The sequence below is a fragment of the Ghiorsea bivora genome (assembly GCF_000744415.1).
Lineage (GTDB): Bacteria > Pseudomonadota > Zetaproteobacteria > Mariprofundales > Mariprofundaceae > Ghiorsea > Ghiorsea bivora.
In genome coordinates this window covers 219,295-238,812 of record NZ_JQLW01000008.1, presented here as the reverse complement: position 1 = coordinate 238,812, position 19,518 = coordinate 219,295, and the positions used below count along the sequence as shown (strand labels likewise).

The 19,518-nt window shown below is 43.9% G+C and carries 16 protein-coding genes and 2 pseudogenes; 1 reads left to right on the top strand and 17 read right to left on the bottom strand.

From position 1 onward, the window contains the following. Positions 1-3: 3 nt before the first annotated feature. The 14 genes and pseudogenes from DM09_RS07085 to DM09_RS07025 form a co-directional block, all read right to left on the bottom strand. A complete protein-coding gene (locus DM09_RS07085) occupies positions 4-1,662 on the bottom strand; it encodes a ribonuclease J (protein WP_038249087.1) in 1,659 nt (552 codons plus the stop codon). Continuing rightward, complete coding sequence (pyrE, locus tag DM09_RS07080) at positions 1,659-2,237, bottom strand: orotate phosphoribosyltransferase (protein WP_038249085.1); 579 nt, start codon at positions 2,235-2,237, stop codon at positions 1,659-1,661. Before pyrE ends, DM09_RS07085 begins: the two co-directional genes overlap by 4 nt. Before the next feature lie 5 nt (positions 2,238-2,242). Next, positions 2,243-2,797: a peptidylprolyl isomerase gene (locus DM09_RS07075; protein ID WP_051938282.1), complete on the bottom strand. Its 555-nt coding sequence runs from the start codon at positions 2,795-2,797 to the stop codon at positions 2,243-2,245. A 5-nt stretch (positions 2,798-2,802) separates the two neighbouring features. Next, positions 2,803-3,744, bottom strand: coding sequence for a tRNA pseudouridine(55) synthase TruB (truB, locus tag DM09_RS07070; RefSeq protein ID WP_038249081.1), 942 nt, complete (start codon positions 3,742-3,744; stop codon positions 2,803-2,805). Next, entirely contained in the window at positions 3,741-4,721 is a 981-nt protein-coding gene (locus DM09_RS07065; protein WP_038249079.1) for a DHH family phosphoesterase, read from the bottom strand. The genes truB and DM09_RS07065 overlap by 4 nt, the downstream gene beginning before the upstream one ends. Then, positions 4,718-5,068 (bottom strand): ribosome-binding factor A, encoded by a 351-nt coding sequence (locus DM09_RS07060; protein ID WP_038249076.1) that lies wholly within the window; start codon positions 5,066-5,068, stop codon positions 4,718-4,720. Before DM09_RS07060 ends, DM09_RS07065 begins: the two co-directional genes overlap by 4 nt. Positions 5,069-5,071: 3 nt before the next feature. After that, a complete protein-coding gene (gene infB, locus DM09_RS07055; RefSeq protein ID WP_038249074.1) occupies positions 5,072-8,062 on the bottom strand; it encodes a translation initiation factor IF-2 in 2,991 nt (996 codons plus the stop codon). Between the two features lie 3 nt (positions 8,063-8,065). Next, positions 8,066-8,698: a YlxR family protein gene (locus DM09_RS07050; protein WP_157753640.1), complete on the bottom strand. Its 633-nt coding sequence runs from the start codon at positions 8,696-8,698 to the stop codon at positions 8,066-8,068. Between the two features lie 8 nt (positions 8,699-8,706). After that, complete coding sequence (gene nusA / locus DM09_RS07045; protein WP_038249072.1) at positions 8,707-10,176, bottom strand: transcription termination factor NusA; 1,470 nt, start codon at positions 10,174-10,176, stop codon at positions 8,707-8,709. A gap of 32 nt (positions 10,177-10,208) precedes the next feature. Next, entirely contained in the window at positions 10,209-10,724 is a 516-nt protein-coding gene (locus DM09_RS07040; protein WP_051938272.1) for a ribosome maturation factor RimP, read from the bottom strand. 112 nt (positions 10,725-10,836) lie between these two features. Then, on the bottom strand, positions 10,837-12,297 hold the full coding sequence (locus DM09_RS07035) for a phosphomannomutase (protein ID WP_396230704.1): 1,461 nt from the start codon (positions 12,295-12,297) through the stop codon (positions 10,837-10,839). Continuing rightward, positions 12,297-12,641, bottom strand: a pseudogene (locus tag DM09_RS11860) (response regulator); the annotation flags it as partial. The gene DM09_RS07035 and the pseudogene DM09_RS11860, both read right to left, overlap by 1 nt. Before the next feature lie 96 nt (positions 12,642-12,737). Further along, a pseudogene (locus DM09_RS07030) lies at positions 12,738-14,432 on the bottom strand (two-component system sensor histidine kinase NtrB); the annotation flags it as partial. A gap of 72 nt (positions 14,433-14,504) precedes the next feature. Then, the gene (locus tag DM09_RS07025) at positions 14,505-16,478 is read right to left on the bottom strand and encodes an ATP-dependent helicase (protein WP_038249068.1); all 1,974 of its coding nucleotides are present in this window, start codon (positions 16,476-16,478) and stop codon (positions 14,505-14,507) included. 117 nt (positions 16,479-16,595) lie between these two features. Here DM09_RS07025 and DM09_RS07020 point away from each other — a divergent pair, with 117 nt between their 5' ends. Continuing rightward, positions 16,596-16,793 (top strand): hypothetical protein, encoded by a 198-nt coding sequence (locus DM09_RS07020; RefSeq protein ID WP_038249064.1) that lies wholly within the window; start codon positions 16,596-16,598, stop codon positions 16,791-16,793. A 155-nt stretch (positions 16,794-16,948) separates the two neighbouring features. Here DM09_RS07020 and DM09_RS07015 read toward each other — a convergent pair whose 3' ends face one another. Genes DM09_RS07015 through DM09_RS07005 form a run of 3 tightly spaced genes read right to left on the bottom strand, consistent with a single transcriptional unit; the run spans position 16,949 to position 19,461 of the window. Continuing rightward, positions 16,949-17,680, bottom strand: a complete 732-nt coding sequence (locus DM09_RS07015) for a pseudouridine synthase (RefSeq protein ID WP_038249061.1) — start codon at positions 17,678-17,680, stop codon at positions 16,949-16,951. Next, positions 17,681-18,721, bottom strand: a complete 1,041-nt coding sequence (locus tag DM09_RS11120; protein WP_051938270.1) for a methyltransferase — start codon at positions 18,719-18,721, stop codon at positions 17,681-17,683. It abuts the gene before it with no gap. Then, positions 18,721-19,461: an MlaA family lipoprotein gene (locus tag DM09_RS07005; RefSeq protein WP_038249236.1), complete on the bottom strand. Its 741-nt coding sequence runs from the start codon at positions 19,459-19,461 to the stop codon at positions 18,721-18,723. Before DM09_RS07005 ends, DM09_RS11120 begins: the two co-directional genes overlap by 1 nt. Positions 19,462-19,518 lie beyond the last annotated feature (57 nt).

Sequence of the window (19,518 nt, the reverse complement as noted above, 5' to 3'; positions counted from 1 at the left end):
AGGTTAAACCTCCAGAATTGTTGTCACAACCATAGGACGTCGCCCAAGTTTACGTTTACACCAACGACGTACCCATAAACGCACTTCTTCGCGAGCGGTATCCATATCGGCTAACGTTTCTTGGTTAAATGATTGCAAATGAATCCTTAAACTCGCCGCTGCTTGTTCAAAAACATCTTCTGACACTTCATTGTTAAGCACACCCCGTGTTAACAGTTCAGGCTGACCAATCACAGTGCCTTGATGTTGGTCAATCAACACCACTGCGGTAATCATACCTTCATCAGCCAAGGCACGTCGGTCTTTCACCACGCCGTAGTCCACTTCATCACGCCCTGAGCCATCAACAAAAATAGCGCCAGCAAGGAATTCTGGACCATGTTTAATACCGTCTTCTGTCACTACAACACTATGTCCATTTTCTGCAATAATCGTGTTTTCATAGGGCACATTTGTTGCGATAGCAAGATATTGATGTTCAACCAAATTCCGATATTCACCATGTACGGGATACATATATTTAGGGCGTGTAAGCTGAATCATGGTTTTTAACTCATGAGCCTGAGCATGTCCTGACACGTGCAAATGTGCTTGCCTCGAATGCAAAATACGTGCACCACGACGATAAATATGATTATACAAACCTGCAATCACCCGCTCATTACCCGGTATAGAAGAGGATGAAAATATCACCAAATCACCAGCGCCAATACGCAGCCCAGGAAACTGGTTTTGCGCAATCCTTGCCAAAGCTGCACGCCACTCACCTTGTGAGCCTGTGGCAATCACCAATAACTCGTGGTCTGCAATATTTTGTGTTTCCCTAACATTAACCACCTGACTATCAGGCAAATTCAAACGCCCCATAAGTTTAGTGATTTCAACATTCTTCTCTAAACTTCGACCTGCAAAAGCAATTTTTCGCCCGCAAGCCAATGCCGCATCAATAATTTGTTGAATACGAAACATATTCGATGAAAAGGTTGATACAATCACCTTACCCGAACACTGTGAAATCGCTTGTTTCAGCGGCGCACCCACACTGGCTTCACTAGCACTGCTACCACTTTGGGTAGCATTGGTAGAATCTGAACAAAGCAACAGCACACCATCATCACCAAGTTTGGCAAATCTGTGCAAAGCTGTGGCGCGTCCATCCAAAGGTGAAGGATCAAACTTAAAATCACCCGTATGAATAATCGCACCCAAAGGTGTATGAATCGCTACTGAAACAGCATCCATAATCGAATGGGTTACTGGAATCGCTTCCACCTGAAAAGAACCCACTTGGGTTAATGTACCATCTTCAGGCAGTGGGTGAAGTTCAGGTTTAAACTTCACTTCATCCATTTTATGTTTGACCAAAGCAAGGGTAATCGGTGTACCCCACACTGGAAGTTTTAATCGTGGCAATAAAAAGGGAAGACCACCAATATGATCCTCGTGACCATGGGTTAAAACAATACCATGAATTTTAAGACCTAATTCATCTAAAGCTGCAATATCAGGAATGGTAATATTGATACCATGCATGCTGGGTTCTGGAAAACCCATACCACAATCAACGATGATAGCTTCATCATCAATGGCATACACCATCATATTTTTACCAAACTCGCCAACGCCCCCAAAAGGGAAGCAGCGAACGACAGCCTTACTCATCCATTACCTCGACTACCTGGTTTTATAGCTTCAGTGCCTTCTTTACACATCGGACAACTATCCGTATCAAATGTTTCCACATCCAAAGCGATGACTGTGTGGTGTGGCATATCAAAACGCCCTTGCTGTTGCGGTGCTCGATCCACAACCGCTAAAACGGTTGTAGGGTTACCACCAAACTCACGTACCACGGCAATACATTCACGCACCGAACCACCTGTTGTAATCACATCTTCAACCACCAAAAGCTTAGCGCCATCAGGGATGGAAAAACCACGGCGCATTTGCATTTGGCCTTCTTTGCGTTCCGTAAAAATAAAAGGTTTGTTCAGTTGACGTGCAACTTCTTGCCCAATCACCAAACCACCAATGGCTGGTGAAACCACCATATCATAATCATCTGCATCAATGGTTTTTACCAATTCTTTTGCCAATGCTGTGGCATTGCGAGGGTGCATCAATACCAATGCCGATTGCAAATAACGGGCTGAATGTCGCCCGCTGGATAAAACAAAGTGTCCATTCAATAATGCACCTGCATCTTCATACATTTGTAACATTTCTTGCTCAGTCATCGTGATTACTCCCCAGACGAAACAATACTTAGTTTTTTCATCACTGTTCCATTGGTTACATCATCAATCAGTTCCATACCGTCTGTAACTTGACCAAAAATAGTATATTGGCCATCCAAATGGGGTTGTGGACCATAACAAATATAAAATTGACTACCTGCTGAATCAGGGTCTGAAGAACGTGCCATAGCCAATGTACCACGCACATGTTTTTTATCATTAAACTCAGCTTTTAAGCTAAAACCTGGACCACCCATGCCTGTACCTTCAGGGTCGCCACCTTGCGCCATAAAACCAGGAATAACACGGTGGAAAGTCAAACCGTTATAAAAACCTTTGCTAATTAATTTTTTAAATGACTCTACTGTTTTGGGTGCCACATCAGGGTAAAGTTCAATGGTTACCGTACCTGTTTCCAATTCAATTGTTATCACATTGCTATCACTCATTACCTTCTCCATTTTATATTTATCCTGCATTATATTCAAATCTTTTGCCAACAATGTATCGGCTTGGTATCCACCCACCAGCGTCAGGCAAAACACCAAGCTTAATAACATATACTTCACTTCAACTTCTCCTGCGCCGATGGCATTACACGTTCTGGCTGTAATATATGCTTGGCTACATCATATATCGCTGTGCCTAACATCACATCAGCATGCGTCACGCGACATAACACCTTTTCACGCTCAGCCTTTAACAAATCAAACTGTAATGACAGACGTTGCCCTTGCACAAAACGTTTCGCATCTATATCGCTTAGCACCAGCTCAGGCAAGTCTCGCAACCACACTTGCAACGGGACAATACATGTTTCTTTTTTTTCTTCCAGTTCCTCAACTGTCACCATACATTGCTCTGGCCAACCACCGCTGCTGGTGCGCCGCAACATGGTTACACAACCTCCACAACCCAACGCCAAACCTATATCTCGCGCCAAGGAACGAATATATGTACCTTTGCTGCAGTCCACATGCAACGTAAGCAAGTTCGCTTCTAAGGCAACAAAATGTAACGCCTTAATTTCGACTTCACGTGATTGCATATGCACATCTTGCCCTTGTCTCGCCAATGTATGTGCTCTTTGTCCATCAATTTTAATTGCCGAAAAAGCAGGTGGTGTTTGTTGAATCACACCACGAAATGTATCCAATACTTCTTCAACGGCTTGCTGCTGAATACTGATATCAAGATAACGCGCTAACACCTCTCCTTCTAAATCTAAGGTGTTGGTTTGAAAAGATAAATCCAGTGTAACCATATAACTTTTTTCTGCATTCAGCCCCATCGAAGCAAAACGTGTCGCTTCACCTATCAAAATAGGGAGCATACCTGTTGCCAAGGGGTCTAGGGTACCAGCATGCCCTGCTTTGGGGCGTTGTTTTCGATTTTTTTGTTCGGGTTTGGCAAAGCTATGGATAATATGATTGACTGCCTTGCGCGAAGTCCAACCTTTGGGTTTATCTAAGAAAATTACACCGCATGGATGCGCAGCTTGGCTCATTTGGCGTAAACATCATCAACGACAGTTCTTACTTTAGTGTACACTTCTTCAAGGCTTCCTGACACAGCACAGCCTGATGCATATCGATGTCCACCACCACCCAGTTTGGCTGCAACTTCACCTACATCACGCCCTTCTTTGCCACGGAAACTTACCTTCCAACGTGTATCACTTTCAGGGCGAATAAACACCACGACTTCTACACCTTGCACACTGCGGCTCACATCAATAAAACCTTCAGTATCCTCGTTTCTCGCACCCGTATCATCCAGCATAGATTGCGTCACATGCATCCAAGCTGAGCGCCCATCATGTTCAATCGATAAATTTTGTAATGCCAAAGTTAATAATGTAAGTCTTGCCAGGGGCTGGCTATCGTAAATCGCGTCTGCGGCAACGGCAGGCTCAGCACCTGCTTCAATCAATTCGGCTGTCATCCTGTGTACATCAGCATTCACCCTGTCCAAGTGAAAACTTGCAGTATCCGTTAAAACAGCGGCATACATCGCAATAGCGCTAGGCTTGGAAAGTGGCTGACCCAGGTGTTGAATCAAATCAAACATCATCGCCCCTGTAGCACAATAATCCGCATTCACCACATTAATGTCTGCATAGGATGGGTTGCTTGCATGATGGTCAATATTCATCAAACAACAATTTTCAAACAAGGTTTCAGGAAAACCCAAACGGGAAAATGCGCCTGCATCCAGAGCCACCACAGTGTCTATCCCTGTCATATCGGGTGATTCACCAATTTGTATGGCATCTGATTGGGGCAAGTAACGACAAATCCTCGGTACCACATCTCTGTTATACATGGTCACTTCTTTACCCATGTTTTTCAAAACATGATACAAAGCAATCTGAGAACCAATACCATCAGCATCAGGGCTTCGATGTGTTGTTAACATAATATGTTTGGCAGCAGTTAACTGCGTAACAACGGCTTCCCAGTCTTGCTCTGGACACAAAATCATGAAGATTTAAAACCCTTCATAGTATCAAGCACTTGGTGCGTTTTATCTAAAGCATCATCCCAACGGAACACCAAATCAGGCATACGCTTTTTGGGCATAGCTTTACGCAACAAGTGCATAAAATGCGGGCGCAAAGCATTTAAGCGCCGCACAGCTTCCTTTTGTTCCATGGGTAACATGCTATGTACATAGGCAATAGCTTGACCATTGGCATCACTTAACTCAAAACGCGTCAAACTAATGCCTAACAGCATGGGGTCTTCAACATCACGCTGCAACAATATGGTGAGCAAGCGATGCATATCCGATTCAAAGCGACGAAGCGCTGGCGATTTAGATTTACGCATCAATTATAGTGTTGCCGCCACTTCTTCAATCACGTAAAACTCAAAGGTATCCCCTTCTTTTACATCATTGAAGTTCTCAACGCCAATACCACACTCATAACCCGCTTTCACTTCTTTTACATCATCTTTAAAGCGACGTAAGGAAGCAAGTGTACCATCATAAATCAATACGCCGTCTCGTAATACACGAACTTTAGAGCCACGAACCACATAACCATCGGTAATATAACAGCCTGCAATGGCACCAATCTTAGGCGCAACAAAAACTTCACGCACATCTGCAGAGCCTGTAACTTTTTCAACTTCATCTGGCGAAAGTTTACCTGCCATGGCTGCTTTCACTTCATCAATGGCATCATAAATCACTTTATAGAATCTAACATCCACACCTTCTTGTGCCGCAAGTTTCTTCGCTTTGGTTTCAGGACGAACATTAAAGCCAATCACAATCGCATTGGATGCAGAGGCCAACATAATGTCAGATTCTGTAATACCACCAATGGCTTTGTGAATCACTTTCACTTTCACTTCATCCGTACCCGCTTTCACCAAGGATTCTGCCATGGCTTCCACAGAGCCCGTCACATCACCTTTAATCAAGACTGGCACTTCAGCAATACCACTTGCCATATCGGCAAACAACTCATCAAGTGTTGCGCGTTTATCGCTTGTGACACCATGTTGACGTTCTTTTTCTTTACGATAACTAACAATATCTTTGGCTTGGCGTTCATTTTCAACAGCCACAATTTCAAGCCCTGCTTCAGGCACTTCTTTCAAACCAATCAATTCAAACGGAATCGAAGGACCTGCTGTTTTGTGTTGCACAGCATTCTCATCAATAATAGCACGAATGCGTCCCATCACTGAACCAACCACTACCGTATCACCTTTACGGAATGTACCATTTTGTACCAATACCGTTGCTACAGGACCACGACCTTTATCCAAGCGTGATTCAATCACTACACCACGACCTGTACGGCCTGGGTTGGCACGCAGTTCAAGAATTTCAGTTTGTAATGCCAACATTTCAAGCAAATCTTCAAGACCTTCACCAGTCCGTGCAGAAACATTTACAAAAATAGTGTCTCCGCCCCAATCTTCAGGCACAACATTATGCTCTGCCAACTGGCGTTTAACCATTTCAGGATCAGCACCTTCTTTATCCATCTTATTCACTGCCACAATAATTGGCACACCTGCAGAACGCGCATGATTTAAAGCTTCAACTGTTTGCGGCATCACACCATCATCTGCCGCAACAACCAACACGGCTACATCTGTTAAATTCGCACCTCGAGCACGCAAGCCTGTAAATGCCTCATGACCAGGTGTATCCACAAACACAACCCGCTCACCACTATCAAGCTTAACCATATACGCACCAATATGTTGCGTAATACCACCAGCCTCGCCTTCAGCTACTGCCGCTTTACGCAAGGCATCTAGAATAGAAGTTTTACCATGGTCAACATGTCCCATCACCACCACAACAGGTGGGCGCGGTGACAATGCTTCCTCATTTTCTTCTACATCAGCAATCAACACATCTTCAACAGCTGCTTCATTGATAAGTTTTGGTTTATGCCCAAACTCTTCAACAATCAACATCGCTGTATCAGCATCAATGCCTTCATTCACCGAGATCATTTGCCCCATTTCAAACAGCTTTTTAATCAAGTCAGCTGATTTCACTGCCATTTTGGCTGCCAAATCTGAAACAATCATGCCATCTAAAATCTCAACTTCTCTAATCACAAACGCCTCATCATCCTTGGTAATCGTGCTATTTTTCAAGCGGCGACCACCTTTGGCTAAACGTGCCATACGTTCTTCTTGCTCAGGTGTTAACGACTGATGACGCTTAGAAGAGTAGTCACGACGTGCTGCTTTTTCAGCAGGTGTTAACCTACGTTTTTGATGACGCTGTCCACCCTGTGCAGGACGACGTTTTTGCCCTGCTGGTGCTGTAGGTTGCTCCACTGGAGCCACGGCTACAGATGGAGAACGGCGCTGTGTTGCATTCGACGGTGAAGAACCACCTGGGCGTGCGCCTGGTCTTTGACCTTGTGGTCGGTTTTGCCGCTGTTGACGACGTTCTTTTGTAATCTTTTCTTCAATTTGTTTAATCGATGAACGTGGCGCTTTAGATGCAGCAATTTGTGCTGGTGTTAACCCCGTACGAATCGTTGTACGTGGCCCACCAGTTTTTGGTCGTTGTGTACGAGGCTGTTCACGTTTTTGTACGGGTGACCGTGTAGGCAACCTATCTTTTTGATGCTGTGTTGGTGCAGCCCCTGTACGGTTGGGTCTAGAGCGACTTTCTGTACGTTGCACTTGCGTTGCACGCCTTCTTTGCCGTTGTTCAGCTTGTGCCTCAGATTTTTTAACTTTTTGTGCTGCGATTTTTTCAGCAGCCAACTTCGCCGGTGAAACACTTGGTTTAGGCAAACTCTTCGTTATCTTTTCTGGCGCTGTTTCTTTTTTACCAACAGCTTTCTTCACCACAACTCTTTTCGGCGCAATATCCTTCTTCACTTCAACTTTTTTCACAACTGTTTCTGAGGCTGCTGCAACTTTGGCTACAGGTTTAGACACCACTGGCGCTGCAACCTTTTTCCGCTCTGCACTCGTTTCCACAGCTTTACGCGCTTGATCTGCTGGCTTCATCGCAGGTTTATTGGTGACCGCTGCAGCCGCAACGACTCTGGAGCGCCTTCTGCGCACAGAAACTTCAACGGAGTGATTACCCGACTCGCCTGAACCTTTACCACCAAGTGACAAGGGTTTACCTAGCGTCAGTGTTTTACTACCACCCGCACTTTTTTTCTCATTGGATTTCAATGCAGCTTTCACTTTTACCACATCACTGCTATCCAAGCTTGTCGTTGGGCTCTCAGCAGCCACACCACAACTTACTGCTGCACGCTGCACATCATCTGCAGTCACACCTAAATCTTTCGCCAAATCAAGAACACGTTTATTCGCCATCTGTTACCTTGCTTTCCTTTTGTCTGCATTCACACCTGTTTGCACAAGATGCTGTTGCCAAACACATAATTGCCATAACTTTTCTTGAGGACTTGCCTGCAAAAAAGCCACAACTGATACTTTCTCTCTACCCAACACTAAACCCAATGATTTAGCATCCAGCTCCAACACCAACACTTTTGTTCGCAAAGACTTGCCATCTTCGCGTTTTACCACTGCATCATTCACCTGCCTAAGCAATGCATCACCTGCATCACTCGCAAACAAAACCAACAATGGTTTCTTATCCCACATTTGATGCATTACTGCATCACGTCCAATCACCGCTTGCCGCTTCATACCCGACAGCATCTGATTAAATCTTAGCCCAAGCATATCAGACAATCGCTGCTGTAAAACCTGCCATTGTGGCAACTGCGGCGAAAAGTCACGCCGCAACACTTGCAAGCGCTTGTCCGACATTTTACGCAAACAAACTTCTTCCAAGCAAAGGTATACACCACGCCCAGGAAGCTTTGCAGAAAAATCAGGCCATATTTGACCCTCATCATCCACAACCAAACGCAACAACATATGTTTATCCAACACCTTTCGGCAACAGAAACAAGTCCGTTGTGTTCGTTTATTCTCTTTCACGCGAATATTTACTCTTTAAACCATCCACATGCTTCACGCGCGGCAATAATCAACGTGTTCAAACGCTCTTCATCCACGCCCGCTATCGGTTCAATTTCATCACTGGCTGCATCCGCCAAAGCATTTGCACTCACAATGCCTTGCAACGTTAACGCCTCTGCAATATCTGCACTCATACCTTCAATATCCATCAATGCAACCAAAGGTTCATCATCACCATCTTCTTTCAAGGCAGAATTAAGCAAGCTATTTCTGGCACGGTTTTGAATCTCAGTTGCCAACTCTTCTTCTAAACCTTCAATGGCTGTTAATTCATCAATAGCGCAATACGCAAGGTCAGATAAGGTCAAGAAACCTTCATTGATAAGCAATAACGAAAAGTCCTCATCAATATCCAAGCCTGAAACAAACGCATCTTTAGCCGCTTGAACTTCATTTTCACGTTTCTGCTTCTCATCACCCAAGGTCATGATTTCAACAGTCCAACCCGTCAATTCTGATGCCAAACGAACATTCTGACCACGGCGACCTATCGCAATGGCTAACTGATCTTCTGCCACAGCAACTTCAATAGAACCATTGTCTTCATCAACCAAAACACGTTCAACTTCCGCTGGCGCCAAGGCATTCACAACAAAAGCTGCTGGATCTTCAGTCCACTCAATAATATCGACTTTCTCACCATGCAATTCATTCACAATCGCCTGCACACGCGCACCACGCATACCCACGCATGCACCCACAGGGTCCACACCAACATCGGTAGAAATCACTGCAATCTTACTGCGCGAACCAGGGTCACGTGAAATCGCTTGAATCGTCACCAAACCATCTTGAATTTCTGGCACTTCTTGCTCAAACAATTTCAAAACCATGCCTGCATCTGCACGAGACAAATAAATCAATGCACCTTTAGGTTGATTGCGAACTTCACGCAAGTATGTACGCACACGATCACCTTGACGGAAAGATTCACGTGGCAACAAGTCTTCACGGTACATCACACCTTCACCACGACCCAAGTCCACATAAACATTGCCGCGCTCAACACGTTTTACAATACCAACAACAATCTCACCAACACGCGGCTCATACTCGGCAACAACACGCGCACGTTCAGCTTCACGAATCTTTTGGTTAATCACTTGTTTTGCTGTTTGCGCAGCAACGCGGTCAAGCTGAATCGGCTCTAACGGCTCACGAAAAACAGAACCGATTTCTGCTGATGCATCCAGTTCTTTTGCTTCTTCCAAAGTTAGCTCGTTTTCTTCATCTTCAACTTCTTCAACCACTGTACGTGCATGGCACAAAGCAATCTCGCCCGTTAAACGATCTATCGATGCTTCCACAACCTTAGTACCATAAGTACGGCGCGCAGCTGTTTTTAATGCCTGCTCCATAGACTCCAATACCAACTCACGGTCCACAGATTTTTCACGTGCTACCGCATCTGCAACTTGTAACATATCAGCGTTCATTGTTTAAAACCTTTGCCATCATACTTTACCTTTCACTTCTTCTTTTTCGCGTTTGATTTTCCGCGTTTAACCTTTTGTTTCCCTGCACCAGAAACCTTACCCCAGTTCACTGTGCGAATCACCTTACTCGTTTCCGAAAGTTTAATGATATGCTCGCCACGCTTACCGCCAACGCGCAAATCACCGTCTTCATTTAAACCAAGGTTTTCACCTTCCAACACTGGGCGACCATCTTCAAATGTGATTTTCAACCAATCACCTTCATAACGCTCGTAATCTTTTTCGGTTGTTAGTGGCCAATCAAAACCCGGCGAACTGATTTCCAAGTTATATTTGCCTGGAATCAGATCTTCTGCGTCCAACTGCAGTGATAAACCTTTGCTTAGACGTCTAAGTGCTTCCACACCTACACCACCTTTTTTATCTACCACCACACGAACCAAGCGCATATCCTTACCGCCGCCGAGCACAACACCCATAAAATCAATCTCAAGCTCATCTACAATAGGCTCTGCCAATTCTTTGATTATCGTTTCAATATCAGCCACTTAAAGCATAACCTCGTTTCATTTTTTATCGCCTAAAAACAAAAAAAGCGAGCCGCAGCCCACTTTTAACATCGCGAAGTATAGTATTTTACCCACTTTATATCAAGTAGACTTATTTCCAAGCCTCAAGCCCTGATAAACATAGTGCCAACATGTCTTCTGCCCGTGATTCAGAATCTGCTTCCACATAACAGCGCAGCTCAGGTGCATTACCCGATGGGCGCAGATGCACCACTTCTTCAGAAACAAAGGTAATACGAAACCCATCGGTTTCATTGACATTTTTTACTTCACCAAATGCATTCGATAACCAGCCCATATCCTGCTGTAAACCTTTGAGTTTCTGCTGACTGAGCTCAGTGGGGAAATCCTTGAGCCTACCGCTTGCTGTAAAGCGTTGCGGAAGGGTTAACATCAATTCTGAAATGCTTTGCTCTGCCTGAATCGAAGCCATCAACAACGCAAGCGGCACAACCACAGCATCCCGTGTGGGCAATGCTGTTAATATTTTGTCATTTTGTTCAATAGATGTTGCCGTTAAGAAGCCACCATTCGCTTCATAACCGACAATGTTTTGACTGCCCTTATCAATCCATTCATTCATCACTTCAATCACAAAAGGAGAGCCAATGCGCGTGCGGCGCACTGATTTGAAATAACCACTCTTTTCAACCGCACTATTACAACTTACAGGGGTGACCACATGTTCCGCACCCAGATAATGCGCCGTAATAATGCCAATCACATCACCGCGCAACCAAATACCATTTTCATCGCTCACCAGTGGTCTATCGCCATCACCATCAGCGGATACAATGCAGTCCAACTTGTGTTCTGCAGCCCAGCTTTTGGCAAGCTGCACATCTTCATCACGCACAGCTTCAGTATCCACAGGGATAAACTTATCAGAATAACCCAAAGCAATCACTTCTGCGCCCAAACCTTGCATGACATCTTTGAGCACATCCCGCGCTACCGATGAATGTTCATACACGCCAATACGTTTATCTTTCAAACAACCGTGGGGGAAAAAACTTATATAACGCCGCACAAATTCCTTATAAGCCTCATGCGTTTCCTCTGTCCAAGCAAAGTCGACAAGCATTTGCCCTTGCTCATCGAATAATCCAGCTTCAATATCCACACGGCGTGAACACATACCTTGCTCATCATCTTTAAGAATTTCACCTTGAGGTTTGTAAAACTTAATTCCGTTTCTATCATCAGGAATATGGCTGCCCGTGACCATGATGCAGGGAATACCACGCTTGATCGCATAAGCTGCCACTGCAGGCGTAGGTACAAAACCACAGTTTACAGGTTTAAAACCTGCTTTTTCAATCGCCAGCCCTACTGCCTTCATAATACGTGGTGAACTTGGTCGGTAATCTCCAGCCACAGCCACTTTCATACCTTGTGTTATCAAACCTGTGTCTTCGAGGTGATTTAAAAATGCCAAGGTATAAGCAAAACAAACGCGGTCTGTCATGTGCTCAACCAGGCCACGTGCGCCCGATGTGCCAAATTTCACACCACTATAACACATTAACTTAGTAATATTTACAGCTTCTATCATGGCTTCACTACTTGATATAAAGCCTTCTTCACCGATTTAAAACGGAAAGGTTTTTGTACAAAACCATCCGCTTGCTCACCACTATCTTGACTTAAGGCTTCAGATTCCGCATAACCTGACATCAACACAATCGGTACATTGGCATTGATCGTCCGCATTTCTCGCATGGCATCCAAACCTCCTAACCTTGGCATGGTCATGTCCATCATCACAGCCTTTAATTTTTGATGATATTGGCGGAACATGTCCACACCAGAGCGCCCATTATCCGCAAGCAACACATCAAAATTCAGTTTTTCTGCAAACGAAGAGACAACAGCCTGTACTGTAACATCATCATCAACCACTAAAATTAAACCTACACCATCCCAGCTATCCATCTCCCCCGTTTCTAAGGCGATACTGGTGGTCTTTGTAAACCCAGACATTGGGAAAAACACTCTAAATACCGTACCTTTACGCTCTTGGCTATGCACCTCTAAACCACCATTGTGTGCTTTTACAATACCCAACACAGCTGATAAGCCCAAACCACTGCCTGTTGTTTTGGTAGTCACAAAGGGGTCAAATATTTTCTTTTGTAATGACTCACTCATACCACAGCCCGAATCTTTAACCTCAAGAACCACATATTCACCTTCATCCATATGTGTGCCATTATAAAGCAAGCCCAGTTTTTTTCTATTTAATACTCTGCGAAACGTACTTATTTTTATCTGCCCATCTTGCTCACCAATCGCATCTGCTGAGTTCACAATAAAATTGAGAATAACCTGCTTGACCTGTGACACATCACCTTCAATCATAGGAAGGTTTTCATCCAGCTGCACACCCAAACGAATACGGCTACTCACGGATGCCCGCATCAAACGACTCATGGACTTCACCAAATCATTCAAGTCGATATCATCAACTTCATATTGGCCTTTACCAGCATAAGCTAACATTTGTTTGCACAAATCTGCTGCATGATTACAACTGTCATCAATGTGATCCAAATAAGGTATCGCTGCCTCCACATGTTTCACTTCTGAGCGCAACAACTCAGCATTACCTGTAATTGCAGTTAATAAGTTATTAAAATCATGTGCAATCCCTCCTGTTAATACACCCAAAGATTCTAGGCGCTGTACATGCTCCAATTGGTATTGCATTTCCTTCTGTTCTTTTTCATATTTTTTAAGCTCGGAAATATCCCGAACAGTAATCATAAACGCTTCTTCACCATCAAACACAATCGGCGCCGCACTCACCTCAGCAGGAAAGGACTCTCCGTTTAAACGCACAAACCTTTCTTCAACCATGGGTACAGGTTTTTTATTCTTGTGCATTTCTTCAATACGCTCAAGTGCCATCGTGCGGTAATCGGGGTGCACAAAGTCAATAACGGGTTTTCCTATCATATCCTCCAAGCTTTCTGCACCCATCAGCTTCACACAAGCTGGGTTTGCATAAATCCACTTTCCATTCTGGTGTACCCCCACAGCATTCATCGATGATTGCAATAATGTTCTATACCGCGCTTCACTTTCTTCCAAGGCTTGTGCGCTTTCTCTTGCCCAATGTTCACCTGCCTTTAAGTGAGCTATATAAGTTTCGCTTTGTTTACCCATAGCAAATGCAAAAACACTCATCACAACATAAGCCAATATAAATGAAGGCGCTTGAGACCACTCCCAATATAAGTTCACATCTTGCATATACAATACTACACCCGTCACCACTGCTGCAATAAAAAAGCCAAAGTTCCAGCGTAAAGTAACAGAAGACCTCAGCAGGTAACTGGTTACAAAAGGTAAGACAACAACCCATATATAAGCACTATGACTGATAGCAGGCACAAACAATAAAACATAAACCAATGCAGTTAAGTGGGCGATAAGAATATTAGCCAGCACAACATCTGATATACGCTTGCGCAAAACAAAGGTTGCCACTCCAGTCAGTAATAACACAGCTTCAAAGCTTGCTGCAATCTGGTAATCTAACCAAAAGTTTAATGCTGAAAACACCGCCACAATGGGTAAAAAAAGATAAAAGCCAATATCAAATGCCGTACGCCTTGATACCACCCAGATTGATTTCGGTTGGTCACCACCAACCAATCGATCTTCACTTGGTTCAAAAAACATACTCACTCCCAAAGCCCCATCTATTATTCTACCTTCTAAACATGTTAAGTACAGGCTTGTTGCTCCAAACAATCAATTCAACCCCAACATCTCACGAATCGCTGCCATATGCGCGTCCACCTCTTCTTTGGCTGCCATTTTCCCTTCTTCGGTATCTGGTGTTTTATCCACCCAATGCAATACATCCCCATCGATTTCTTTCAAAAATGGCGAAGGCCCCATTTTTTCAACTTGTCCAAATTTTCGCTGCGACTTGGCATAACTTAACGTCAACCTAAACCGTGCCCTGGTCATGGCAACATACATCAAACGTCGTTCTTCTTCCAAACGATTCTCTGCGACCGCGTTTTTATGCGGAAAACCACCATCTTCCATGCCAACTACAAACACATGCGAAAACTCCAAACCTTTGGCTGCATGCACTGTCATCAAACGAACCTGCCCTTGTGGGTCATCATCTTTATCATCAGCCGCCAAGAAGACATGTTGCAAAAAGGATGATAAATCACCCCCGTTTTCACTATGTCTTAACCACCAACGGCGCAAGCTCATGATATTCCCCATGCGTCGCTCTGCTTCATTCTCATCTTCGGCTTCGGCCCGAATAGCATCTTCAAGCCCTGAGCGCTCCAACAACATATCAAAAGCATCATCTGGCTCACCATGCAAAAACACATGTTCGATATCTACCAGCATTTGCCCAAAAGCTTTGAGTACATTCGCTTTAGCATGTTGAAAACCATCTTCCAACGCAGCTTCAAGCAAGGAACATTGTTTTTCATGGGCAAACTGACCCAATAATTCCAAAGCTTTGCTGCCAATCCCCCGCCGTGGTCTTGAAATGGCGCGCATCAATGCCAAATCATCTGAAAAGTTACCAATCAGCTTTAAATAAGCTAAAAAGTCTTGCACTTCTGCCCTGTCAAAAAAGGACAAACCACCACTGACATGGTAAGGTATATCAGCTTCTCTTAATGCCATTTCAAAGGCACGTGATTTGAAGGATGAACGGTATAAAATACAACAATCATCCCACTTGATTTGTGTTACTGCCCGCTGCGACCTTATTTCAGCAACCACACGTTCAGCTTCATCTTCTGATGTTTCAGCAACCCATATACGAATCGGTTTACCAACGCCAAGGTTGGAGCGTAGTTTCTTGCCCAAACGCTCAGAATTGTTTGCAATCAAACTATTGGAACCTTGAAGAATAGCCCCTGTGGAACGGTAGTTTTCTTCCAACTTAATCACTTCCAACGATGGATAATCCCGCTCCAACTGAAACAGGTTTCTCACCTCTGCGCCACGCCAACCGTAAATGGATTGGTCATCATCACCCACTACGGTGAGATTGGCATTGCCAGGCGCCAACAAACGCACAAAATCATACTGCATACGACTGGAATCTTGGTATTCATCCACCAAAAAATGCCGACAACGGCTTTGCCACAATGCTCTTGCCTCAGCATCACCATTAAGGATTCGCAAGGGCAACACAATCAAATCATCAAAGTCCACCGCATTCATTTTTTGCAATAAAGTGTCGTATTTATCGGCAACCATGGACAATACATTGTCCTTAGATTCCAACATACCATTTTTCATCTGCGATATTTTTGTTAAAATTCTATCCACTTGGTCGGCATCGGTAGGCAATTTTAAATCTGCCAATACCGAGCGCATGGCGGACTTCTGCTCATTCACCGCAAAAATAGAAAGTCGCTGCCTTCGCCCGACCAATGCCGCATGTTCTCTCACCATCATCAAACCAAGCGCATGGAAGGTACAAATCCGCAGACGTTTTACTTTCTCTTCACCCAACCGCAACTCCAAACGCTCTCGCATTTCTTTGGCTGCTTTATTGGTAAAAGTTACCGCTGTAATTGCGTCCAATGGCACATCACGCTCCACCAAAGCACCAATGCGCTCAGTGATTACACGTGTTTTACCCGAACCTGCACCAGCCAGCACCAACAAGGGGCCACCCCTGTAATGCACTGCACGATACTGGGCTTCATTAAGTTGGTTAGAGGTGACTTCATTCATGTGGCGCAAGATAACTTAACCATCTTTTTTAACCACCTTGAATAGGTGGTTCACTCCCTCGTATTGATTTTATTTCAAGCCAGCGTTAGCTTGCTAAAAAATACAAGGAATCACATCATGTCAACAAACAAAATCACCAAGAAAGACCTTTTAATTCATGCCAAACCTTTCAACATCAAAGGTGCAGTAAAATTGAAAAAAACAGATTTGATTCATGCCATTCAAATCGCAGAAGGCAACAACCCGTGTTTTCTCACCATCGACAATTGCAGCGTATCACCATGTTTGTATCGCGCAGAATGCCAACCTGAATAAGTCCAAATGAAGTAGATTGTGTTGAAATATTCAAAACCTAGGCCTAAATCACACCTCATAGCAGGGCGATTGCGAAGGTTTACAACAAAAAGTTTGGGTGTTTCGAGCGCAAAGTACAAATTTATGACTTATTCAGAGCTACCCAAGCTTAGAACTTACCCAATAAGCTGTTTTAAGGCTTCAACCTCAATGGTTTGGTAGTCACCAGCTTGCAAATTCAGCGATTCCAATGACAGATTCCCTGTATGTGTGCGCTTTAGGGCTGTCACATGGTTACCCACTGCGGCAAACATACGCCGTACTTGGTGATAACGCCCTTCATGCAATACCACTTGCACTGTTTTCTCGCCTGTAATCATCAACTCTGCAGGCAAACATGGTTTATCATCGGCCTCCAACATCAGTGTACCTGAAGCAAAGGTTTCAACTTCATTGCCTTGAAGTGGGCTATCCAAAGTTACTTCATAAGTTTTGGAAATATGGTGTTTGGGGCTGGTTAAATAATGATTAAGTTGCCCATCATCGGTGACAATCAATAAACCGGATGTCTCTTTATCCAAACGCCCTACACTAGAAAGTGGTGGTTTTCTATCCAACCAACGCTCTGGGAAATCTTCAAAAATAATGCGTCCTTCTTCTTTGCGTGAACATACCGTGCCCAAAGGTTTATGGTATATCACGGTTAAACCAAAAGGATGGTCAAGCGGTTCACCATCAAGCTCCACATCACCTGCATACACTTTAACCGATGCCGACTTGGGTTTTTCACCATTCACTGTCAGCCAACCTTCACGAATCCAATGTGGCACATCCCGTCTGGCACCATACCCCAACCGTGACATAATTTTTTCCAATCGTTCTAATTTCGGCTCTAGTTTTTGTGTCATTTATTTTTTGCCTCTGATTACTTTGAAACCATCACCTACAGCTAGGCATTCTACTTCACGCAAGTGTGCTTTTAATATATGTTCATACGGCAACTGCCGATTGGCTACAAGGTACAATTCACCACCATGCGTCAACGCACCACATGCCTTATTGACTATCGTTTGCCCAAGCTCCACATCCCTGCTTTGCCCAGTATGAAAAGGGGGATTGCATACCACAAAATTAAGGTGTCTGGGCAGGTTTTCATTGGCTGCATCCAAATGATGAAAACTTACAACCCCATCATCTGTCACAATATCAGCCACATTCTTTTTTGCACAATCCAGTGCCGATCTTTCAGCTTCAACCAAATGCAAATGTGTAATGCTTTGCGAAGTTTTTAAAACATGTGCAGCTAACAAACCATAACCACAACATAAGTCCATACCTTTACCTTGAAAAACAGGCAAATGTTTCAACAAAAATTGTGAACCTATATCCGCAGTTTTCCAGCTAAACAAACCTGCTTGCGCCCATAAGCCGTGACTTTCAATCAGACTTGGTTGGCTTGCATCCAACCACTGTTGTTGCAACCCAACATTCAATGTTGCGGTTTTTTTAGCTGAAAACAATCGACATTTACGCTTAGAACTTGCAGCCACTTGCCCTGCCAGTTTTTTAAGTGCTGATTCATACGATTTTGCACCATATTGGTTTTCACAAGCAACCATCAGTTTACCATGTTCGTTCAAGAGTGCAAAAGCTTGTGCCATCCAACCCAAGGATTGTTTTTTATCTTTGCTTGGTATCAATAATACAAGGTCGAATTGTGTATGATTAGGTTGTGCATGCTTAGATTGCCCTTGCATATCAGATACAGACAAACCCAAGGCATCAAGATCCAAAATATAAGGTTTAAATGTTTGGCTTAAAACACATTCACCTGCTTGTTGTGTAAGCTCAAGTAATAAAGGGTGTGCCGTGACATTGATGAAAGCCACACGTTTGGGTGCCGCGTTGATTGCAGCCTTTAAAAGTAAGGATAACACAGGTGATTCCATCAATCGAACTCATCCGCAAATTCATCTTCAAAATCATCACCTTCCGTGGGTTGGGGTGCTGGCGGATGCCCATCATAAATACGATACTCACGACTTTGTCGCCAACCTTCACGCACGAACACATAGGCATCCAATGCCATCTCATCACGCATTTTTACAAAATCTTCGATGTTTGCTCTATCATTAATATATTTCAACGCTGTTGCTGCAATCACAGCAGGTGGGTTCATAATCATATAAAAATACGATGCTCCATCAAGGTAATAACTCATCACAGTACCTGGTGTATTACGCACAGAGTTAGGACCTAACACAGGGTACACAATGTATGCCCCTTGACCCACACCCCAAACTGCAAGTGTTTGTCCAAAATCTTCTTTATGTTTTTCCAAACCAAATTTTGATGCCACATCAAACAAACCCAATACACCTAAGGTAGAGTTGAGCACAAAACGCGTACTATCAGCGAACCCTTGCACCAATTTACCTTGCAATACATCATTAATAATAGTGTTGGGTTCTAACAAATTACTAAAAAAATTCGTCACTATATCACGACCACCCTTAGGCACGACAGCAGTATAACCTTTGGCAAGTGGGCGCATGGTCGCCTCATCCACCACTGTATTAAAAGCATCTATCTTTCTATTCATCGGCTCTAACGGGTCAAAATCATTTTCAGCCGTAGCACAACCTGTTTGCAACAAAGCCAAAAAAACGAGTATTATCATTTTTTTCATGGCGGCGATTATGCAAGAATCATCCCACATGTCGATTGCCTGCTTTACATTGATGCT

Excerpts from the sequence above, each read along its gene's own strand:
- infB (WP_038249074.1), bottom strand. The coding sequence starts at position 8,062 with ATGGCGAATAAACGTGTTCTTGATTTGGCGAAAGATTTAGGTGTGACT.
- truB (WP_038249081.1), bottom strand. The coding sequence starts at position 3,744 with ATGAGCCAAGCTGCGCATCCATGCGGTGTAATTTTCTTAGATAAACCC.
- DM09_RS07020 (WP_038249064.1), top strand. The coding sequence starts at position 16,596 with ATGTCAACAAACAAAATCACCAAGAAAGACCTTTTAATTCATGCCAAA.
- DM09_RS07065 (WP_038249079.1), bottom strand. The coding sequence starts at position 4,721 with ATGATTTTGTGTCCAGAGCAAGACTGGGAAGCCGTTGTTACGCAGTTA.
- DM09_RS07060 (WP_038249076.1), bottom strand. The coding sequence starts at position 5,068 with ATGCGTAAATCTAAATCGCCAGCGCTTCGTCGCTTTGAATCGGATATG.
- DM09_RS07075 (WP_051938282.1), bottom strand. The coding sequence starts at position 2,797 with ATGTTATTAAGCTTGGTGTTTTGCCTGACGCTGGTGGGTGGATACCAA.
- pyrE (WP_038249085.1), bottom strand. The coding sequence starts at position 2,237 with ATGACTGAGCAAGAAATGTTACAAATGTATGAAGATGCAGGTGCATTA.
- DM09_RS07005 (WP_038249236.1), bottom strand. The coding sequence starts at position 19,461 with ATGAAAAAAATGATAATACTCGTTTTTTTGGCTTTGTTGCAAACAGGT.
- nusA (WP_038249072.1), bottom strand. The coding sequence starts at position 10,176 with ATGAACGCTGATATGTTACAAGTTGCAGATGCGGTAGCACGTGAAAAA.
- DM09_RS07025 (WP_038249068.1), bottom strand. The coding sequence starts at position 16,478 with ATGAATGAAGTCACCTCTAACCAACTTAATGAAGCCCAGTATCGTGCA.
- DM09_RS07085 (WP_038249087.1), bottom strand. The coding sequence starts at position 1,662 with ATGAGTAAGGCTGTCGTTCGCTGCTTCCCTTTTGGGGGCGTTGGCGAG.
- DM09_RS07015 (WP_038249061.1), bottom strand. The coding sequence starts at position 17,680 with ATGACACAAAAACTAGAGCCGAAATTAGAACGATTGGAAAAAATTATG.
- DM09_RS11120 (WP_051938270.1), bottom strand. The coding sequence starts at position 18,721 with ATGGAATCACCTGTGTTATCCTTACTTTTAAAGGCTGCAATCAACGCG.